The organism is Escherichia sp. KCJ4928, assembly GCF_004352695.1.
GTDB lineage: Bacteria > Pseudomonadota > Gammaproteobacteria > Enterobacterales > Enterobacteriaceae > ECMA0423.
Window position 1 is genome coordinate 1 of the sequence record NZ_SJWV01000773.1, and the last position, 255, is coordinate 255.

Annotated in this window: 1 protein-coding gene; it reads left to right on the forward strand. The window is 51.8% G+C overall.

Annotated elements, in window-relative coordinates:
- A partial coding sequence (locus E0D98_RS26710) for a DUF5983 family protein (RefSeq protein WP_240723799.1) occupies positions 1–255 on the forward strand: 255 nt, incomplete at both ends.

The following is a 255-nucleotide window of genomic DNA, read 5'->3' on the forward strand; positions in this document are numbered from 1 at the left end:
GATGGTGTTAATCTCGCTGAACTGATTAACGTGGTCTGCGACAATGGCCACTCCCTTCGTGTTGTTGATGAATCTGACCGGGTCTCAACAGACTGCACGCCACCATTTGCTGCCCTGACCGGCATACGCTGCAGTACCGCGCATATCACTGCAAAGGACAACGCCTGGCTGTACTCGCTGTCACATCAGACGAATGACACCGGCGAATCAGAATGGATTCATTTCACAGGTAGCGGATATCTGTTACGTACCGAT